Source organism: Bradyrhizobium sp. NAS80.1 (assembly GCF_001908205.1).
Taxonomy (GTDB): Bacteria; Pseudomonadota; Alphaproteobacteria; order Rhizobiales; family Xanthobacteraceae; genus Bradyrhizobium.
Genome location: NZ_LGHL01000264.1, coordinates 1 through 6,536 on the forward strand (window position 1 = coordinate 1; position 6,536 = coordinate 6,536).

Genomic DNA, 6,536 nt, shown 5'->3' on the forward strand with positions numbered 1-6,536 from the left:
ACTCCCACGCATCGCGCCCCCTAGTTAAATCCTGATCCTAGAGAATCACGACACGAAACGCTTCGCTACCGACTTCTTCAACAGCCTGCTAGAGCCATTTCCGTTCCGATGAAATCGGAACGGGGCTCTAGATTCTTGTTTTGACGCGTTTTCTTTACGCGAACCGGTATCCGCTTCGCTCGAAAACGCTCTAACCCAGCTGAAACACCGCCACCTTCTGCTCGTAGCCACGTACCTCGACCTCGCCGAGCGGGACGGCGTCGCTGCCGTCATCGCCGAGCGCTTCGCGCACGGACGCGGAGATCAGGAGCTGCGAGCCGAATTCCTTGTTCAGCGCTTCCAGCCGCGAGGCGAAGTTCACGGTGTCGCCGATGACAGTGTATTCCTTGCGCCGGGGCGAGCCGATATTGCCGGCGACGACCTCGCCGAAATGGATGCCGATGCCGATCCGAAGCGGCCAGCTCGTCTGCGCGTTGATGCGGTCCATCGCGGTCAGCATCTCACGGCCGGCGGCGACGGCGCGATGCGCGGCGTCGGAGGCCTCCAGCGGCGCGCCGAACAAGGCCAGGAAGCCATCGCCGAGAAACTTGTTCACGATGCCGCCTTCGCGATCGAGGATGTCGACCAGAACAGCGAAGGCGCCGTCGAGACGGTCGACCACCTCCTGCGGCGTACGCGACTGCGCGCCGGCAGTGAAGCCCCGGAAATCGACGAACATCACGGCGACGCGGCGGACGTCGCCGCCCGCGCTCGTTCCCGCCGCCATCAGCCGATCCACCACCTGCGGGGAGACGTGCTGGCCGAACAGGTCCGTCACCCGGTCGCGCGCGGTCGCCGCCGCAATGCTCGCAGCAAACTGGCGGCGGAGCCGCGCGCCGACCGCGCCTGCGAGCACGCCGCAAATCAGGATGATGGTGCTGCGCACCGCGTGGAAATAGATCTGCGGCTCGCCGGCGCTGCTCTCGGGATCGAAGATCAGCGCGACGGCGAACAGCTCGGCCGCGGCGACGAAGCCGGTGAAGGTGGACAGCCAGAAATCGAGCCGCAAGGTCGAGAGAATGACGAAGATGAAATAGAACAGCGGCACGGTGAAGCCGAGCGCCTGGCTCGCGCCCATGGTCCGGATCTGCAGGAGCAGGATCACCGTCGGCAGCGACGTCTCGATCAGGGCGCCGATATAGCGCCTGATCGCCGGCAGGTCGCGACCGAGGCGGAGATTCTTCCTGATCTGGGTGTGGACCCAGACCTCGAACAGGATGAAGCCGGTCAACAGACCATAGATCTCGGCAAGCCCCCGCGTGCCTCGCCAGACGCGCTCCACCGCTGAGGAATCGGCGAGATAGATCGCGGTAAGGAAAACGGCGATGACGCAGCCCGTGATGATCAGCGCCCGCACCCGCATGAGCTCGGTGCGCAGGACCTCCCGCGTCAGCTCGCGCTCGAAATCCTCTGACATCGCGGCATGCCGCCGGGCCTTCCTGCTCGCAAAGCTGACCATCCCGCTCCTCGCTTCCGGAACAGTCTGCCTCAATCCAGCGTGCGGCGGAAGCGCGTCACGGCAATGGTCATGGCGACCAGCATCAGGATCGCCAGAGCCAGCGCGTCGAAGCGCAAATTCTGCATGGTCGCCCCCTTCAGCATGATGGCGCGGACGATACGCAAGTAATGCGTCAGCGGCAGGGCCTCGCCGACATATTGCGCCCAGGCCGGCATGCCCGCGAACGGGAACATGAAGCCGGAGAGCAGAATGCTCGGCAGGAAGACCATCATCGACATCTGCATGGCCTGGAGCTGGTTCTGTACCACAGTCGAGATGGTGTAGCCGATCGACAGATTGGTGGTGATGAACAGCGTCGAGAGCAGCGCCAGCAAGAACAGGTTTCCGAGCACAGGCACGCCGAACAGGCCGACGCCGATACCGATGATCAGGAAAGCCTGGATGAAGCCGACCAGCACGTAGGGAATGATCTTGCCGAACATTACCTCGACCGGCTTGATCGGCATCGACAACAGACTCTCCATGGTGCCGCGCTCGACCTCGCGCGTGACTGACAGCGCGGTGAAGATCAGCATGGTCATGGTGAGGATGGTGCCGACGAGCCCCGGCACGATGTTGAGGCTCGACGAGGCAGCCGGATTGTAGCGGGCATGGGCGCGAATCTGGAACGGCATTTCCGGGGGGATTGCCTATGTAGAGATCGTGCGCAAGCGCGGTCTGCACGACCATGCCGAGCGAGCCGAGCGCGGCGCTTGCCGCGATCGGATCGGTGGCGTCGGCGGCGACCAGCAGCGCCGGCCTGTCGCCGCGTCGCACCGCGCGCTCGAAGCCGCGCGGGATCTCGACACCGAACAGCACCTTGCCGGATTTCAGGAGATTGTCGAAATCGTCGACGTCGTGCACCTCGTAGATGAAGCGGAAATAGGCGGTGTTCTCCAGCGCCTTCAACACCGAGCGGGCGAGATCGCTGTCCTCCTGGAGCAGCACCGCGCTCGGCATATTGTGCGGCGTCGTGTTGATCGCATAGCCGAACAGCAGGAGCTGCATCACCGGCAGCATCACGATCATCGCGAACGACACGCGATCGCGCTTGAGCTGGATGAACTCCTTGACCAGCATCGCATAGGAGCGCTTCCAGAAACCGAAGCGTTCGCGAATTTCGTGCGTTGGCGCGGCTTGATCGGAGAGGCTCATTAGAAATTATCCTTGGAGCGCCCCATTAATTCGATGAACACGTCTTCCAGCGACGGCGACGATTTGTGCCAGTGCAGGTCACTCTTCTCGCGCCAGTGCGCGATGCTCGCCTCCAGTGCCGCAACGTCGCGGCCGGAGACGTGCAAGGACGTGCCGAACGGCGCCACCATGTCGATTCCGGGCTTGCCGGTGAGCGCAGCGATGAGGCCGTTCAGGTCCTCGCCCGTCACGGTGTAGGTCGTGAGCGCGGATTTCTCGATCACCTCCTCCACCGTGCCGTGCGCCAGCAAATGACCGTAGGCGATGTATGCGATTTCGTGGCAGCGCTCGGCCTCGTCCATGTAGTGGGTGGAGACCAGCACGGTGAGGCCGTCGGCCGCGAGCGCATGGATCTCGTTCCAGAAATCGCGCCGCGCCTTGGGATCGACGCCCGCCGTCGGCTCATCGAGAAGCAGCAGCTTCGGACTGGGCAGCGTGCAGGCGCCCAACGCCAGGCGTTGCTTCCAGCCGCCAGAGAGCTCGCCCGCAAGCTGCTCCTCGCGCCCTGACAGGCCAAGGCGCTTGATCATGTCGCGCGCGGCGCCGCGCGCGTCAGTGAGGCCGTAGAGCCGCGCGACAAATTCGAGGTTCTCGCGGACCGAGAGGTCCTGATACAGGCTGAAGCGCTGAGTCATGTAGCCGACCTGGCGCTTGATCTTTTCAGCATCGCGGCGGATATCGTAGCCGAGGCAGGTGCCCTCGCCGCTGTCGGGCGTCAGCAGGCCGCAGAGGATGCGAATGGTCGTGGTCTTGCCCGAGCCGTTGGGGCCGAGGAAGCCGTAGATCGAGCCGCGCTTCACCTGCATCGACAGATCGTGCACGACCTCGCGGCCGCCGAACGACTTCGTCAGGCCCTTGACGTCGATCGCGATGCCGTTGCCGCCGTTCATTGCTTGTCCGCCACCGGCGTCTTGGGATTGAGGTAGACATTGATCGGCTGCCCGACCCGCAAGGCATCAGGCCGCGAGGGCCGTGCCTGGATCAGGTAGACGAGCTTGTTGCGCTCTTCGAGGCTGTAGATCACCGGCGGAGTGTATTCGGCCGAGGTCGCGATGAAATAGATCTTTGCGGTGAGATCGGCCGAGCAATTGTCGCAGGACACGCGGACTTCGTCGCCGATCGCAAGTTTCGGCAGCTCCGTCTCCGGCACGAAGAAACGCAGCTTCATGTTGCCGGGCGGCATGATCGAGAGCACCGGCCGCTGCGCCGCCACCATCTCGCCCTCGCGGAAATAGATCTGCTGGATGGTCCCTGCGACCGGGGCAAAGCCCTTGCGCCGCGCCAGGCGCGTCTCCGAGGTCACCACCCGCGCTTGCGCAACCCGTAAGTCCGAGACGGCGGAATCGAGCGTCGCCTGCGTGCCGGAGCCGGTCTTGCGCAGGGACTCCGCGCGATCGAACACCTGCTGCGCATTGGCCAGCGTCGCCTTGGTCTGATTGAGATCGGCAACCTGAAGGTCGTCGTCGACGGAATAGAGGTGATCGCCGACCTTGACCTCGTCGCCTTCGCGGACATTGAGCTTCGTGACCCGGCCCGCTTCGTCCGGGCTGACATAGATCATGTCGGCCTCGACCCAGCCCTGGAAGCCGGGATCGCGCTTCTCGTTGCAGCCGGCCAGCCCGGTTGCGAGCACAGCCGCCAATGCGAATATAAGAATCGCTCGTGACGACCTCATGTCGTCCTCCGTTCGCCAAAAATCAAATCAAGATGGACGCGCAGCATCTCCTGGGCGTCGAGCGGCGCGTGCCGCGCAAACAGGCTCTGCCAGATCACCGCGATCATCGCGGGCGCGACCAGGATCTGCGGATAGCGCGCAAGGTTCTTCTCGTGGATCTCGCCGCGGGCAATGCCGAGCTCGATCAGCGCGCGCATGCCGGCGATCCCGCGCGAGACGACCTCGCGGTAATAGAAGTCGGCCACGGTCGGAAAGCGCGGTCCCTCCGCCACGATCAGGCGCACGAGATCGCCGCGCCTTGTACCCATGACCTCTTTCAGGAAGTTGCTGGCGAAGGCCTCGACGAGATCGCGGACCGAACCTGTCGGCGGCGGCAGCGCAGTCAGCTTCGCCACGACAGGCACGATGACTGTGCGCACGAGCTCCTCGAACATCGATTCCTTGTCCTTGAAGTGCAGGTAGATCGTGCCCTTGGCGACACCGGCGCGCTTGGCGATGTCGTCGAGCCGCGTCGCGGCAAAGCCGCGCACGATGAACTCCTCCATCGCGGCCTCCACGATCGCGGCACGCCGTTCTGCCGCGCGCGCGGCACGGTTCGAGGCGGGCGCCTCCTCGCTGGCTACGGGCGCAAGGCCTTTGGCGCTGGCGCGAGCGGCGGATGACGTAGCTGCTGTGATCGGTTTCCTTGTCATTTCCCAATTATGACTGACTGGTCAGTCACTGTCAAATTGGCGACTTTGCCAAGCCAAAATAAATTAGCATTGACTAATGCATTAGCGTCTGCTAATTGAATCTCCATGATCGAAGCCGCCCCAAACCCCGTCACCACCGTGATGCGCGCTCTCGCCGATCCGACACGGCGCGCCGTGTTCGAGCGTGTCTTCGAGAGCAAGGAGATCAGCGTCGCGGAGCTGACGCGCGGCAGCGGCGTCACCCAGGGCGCGATCTCGCAGCACCTGAAGTCCCTCAAGCAAGCCGGTCTCGTCGCCGAGCGCGCCGAGGGCCGCAACGTCTATTACCGCGCCGCGCCGCAAGGCCTCGGGCCCCTGGTCGAGTGGATGGATCATTACGGTGTCTTCTGGCGCGAGCGTTTCCAGAACCTGCGTGACCTCTTGAAGGAGATCGATCCGTGAGTGCAGCCGAGTTGAACACCGAGACTAAAGACATCGTCATCGACGAGGTCTTCCCTCACACGGCCGAGACAGTCTGGAAGGCGCTGACCAGTGCCCAGTTGATCGGGCGCTGGCTGATGCCGCCGACCGGCTTTGAAGCCGTCGAAGGCAAGGCCTTCACATTCCAGACTACTCCGGGCGGCAACTGGGATGGCGTGATCCATTGCCGCGTTCTGGAGGTCGTGCCGAACCGGCGCCTCGTCTACGCCTGGAAAGGCGGCGACGAACGCAACACCGGCTACGGCGCGCCGCTCGACACCGTCGTGACGTGGTCCCTCACCCCGGTCGAAGCCGGCACGCGGATCCGACTGGTTCATGCAGGCTTCGTCATGCCGAGGAACGACTCGGCCTACACCGTCATGAGCGGCGGCTGGAAGAAAGTGGTCAAACAGCTCGACGAGATCAGCGGCGAAGAGTGAGTGGGAGATATCGCGATGGACAAGCCCTTTACCGGCGGCTGCGCCTGCGGCGCGATCCGCTATTCGATTGTCGGTGAGCCCCTGTTCAGCAATCACTGCCAGTGCCGGGACTGCCAGCGTGAGAGCGGCACCGGCCACGGTTCGTACATGACCTTCGCGCGCGCCGGCGTCACCGTGACGGGCGAGGCCAGGCACTGGGACATGGTCGGTGACAGCGGCAACGTGAAGACGCGCGGTTTCTGCTCCGTCTGCGGCTTGCCGGTCTACATGACCTTTGCAGCACAGCCCGACATCTTCACCATCCGCGCCGCCAGCCTCGACGAGCCCGCCCGCTACAATCCGCAAGCTGTCACCTACGCAGCGCGCGGGCATGGCTGGGATCACCTTGACCATAGCCTGCCGAAGTTCGAAGGCATGCCGCCGGGGTGAGGCGCTAGCAGGCTGTTGAAGAAGTCGGTAGCGAAGCGTTTCGTGTCGTGATTCTCTAGGATCAGGATTTAACTAGGGGGCGCGATGCGTGGGAGTGACGAACGGTCCGG

The 6,536-nt window shown here is 63.9% G+C and carries 7 protein-coding genes and 1 pseudogene; 3 read left to right on the forward strand and 5 right to left on the reverse strand.

Annotation, left to right across the window (positions count from 1 at the left end; genetic code table 11):
- Positions 1 to 190 precede the first annotated feature (190 nt).
- From AC629_RS40715 to AC629_RS40735, 5 genes and pseudogenes are all read right to left on the reverse strand, one after another.
- Positions 191 to 1,498, reverse strand: a complete 1,308-nt coding sequence (locus AC629_RS40715) for an adenylate/guanylate cyclase domain-containing protein (protein WP_084810300.1) — start codon at positions 1,496 to 1,498, stop codon at positions 191 to 193.
- 29 nt (positions 1,499 to 1,527) lie between these two features.
- A pseudogene (locus tag AC629_RS40720) lies at positions 1,528 to 2,692 on the reverse strand (ABC transporter permease).
- Positions 2,692 to 3,621 carry an ABC transporter ATP-binding protein gene (locus tag AC629_RS40725; protein WP_084810301.1) on the reverse strand — a complete coding sequence of 310 codons (930 nt, stop codon included), beginning with the start codon at positions 3,619 to 3,621 and terminating at the stop codon, positions 2,692 to 2,694. Before AC629_RS40725 ends, AC629_RS40720 begins: the two are co-directional and overlap by 1 nt.
- Positions 3,618 to 4,406: an HlyD family secretion protein gene (locus tag AC629_RS40730; RefSeq protein WP_084810302.1), complete on the reverse strand. Its 789-nt coding sequence runs from the start codon at positions 4,404 to 4,406 to the stop codon at positions 3,618 to 3,620. Before AC629_RS40730 ends, AC629_RS40725 begins: the two co-directional genes overlap by 4 nt.
- On the reverse strand, positions 4,403 to 5,098 hold the full coding sequence (locus AC629_RS40735; RefSeq protein WP_143199838.1) for a TetR/AcrR family transcriptional regulator: 696 nt from the start codon (positions 5,096 to 5,098) through the stop codon (positions 4,403 to 4,405). The genes AC629_RS40730 and AC629_RS40735 overlap by 4 nt, the downstream gene beginning before the upstream one ends.
- A 105-nt stretch (positions 5,099 to 5,203) precedes the next feature.
- Here AC629_RS40735 and AC629_RS40740 point away from each other — a divergent pair, with 105 nt between their 5' ends.
- Genes AC629_RS40740 through AC629_RS40750 form a run of 3 tightly spaced genes read left to right on the forward strand, consistent with a single transcriptional unit; the run spans position 5,204 to position 6,426 of the window.
- Complete coding sequence (locus AC629_RS40740; protein ID WP_084810303.1) at positions 5,204 to 5,539, forward strand: ArsR/SmtB family transcription factor; 336 nt, start codon at positions 5,204 to 5,206, stop codon at positions 5,537 to 5,539.
- Positions 5,536 to 5,997 carry an SRPBCC family protein gene (locus AC629_RS40745; protein ID WP_084810304.1) on the forward strand — a complete coding sequence of 154 codons (462 nt, stop codon included), beginning with the start codon at positions 5,536 to 5,538 and terminating at the stop codon, positions 5,995 to 5,997. Before AC629_RS40740 ends, AC629_RS40745 begins: the two co-directional genes overlap by 4 nt.
- A 15-nt stretch (positions 5,998 to 6,012) precedes the next feature.
- Positions 6,013 to 6,426 (forward strand): GFA family protein, encoded by a 414-nt coding sequence (locus AC629_RS40750; protein WP_084810305.1) that lies wholly within the window; start codon positions 6,013 to 6,015, stop codon positions 6,424 to 6,426.
- Positions 6,427 to 6,536: the final 110 nt, after the last annotated feature.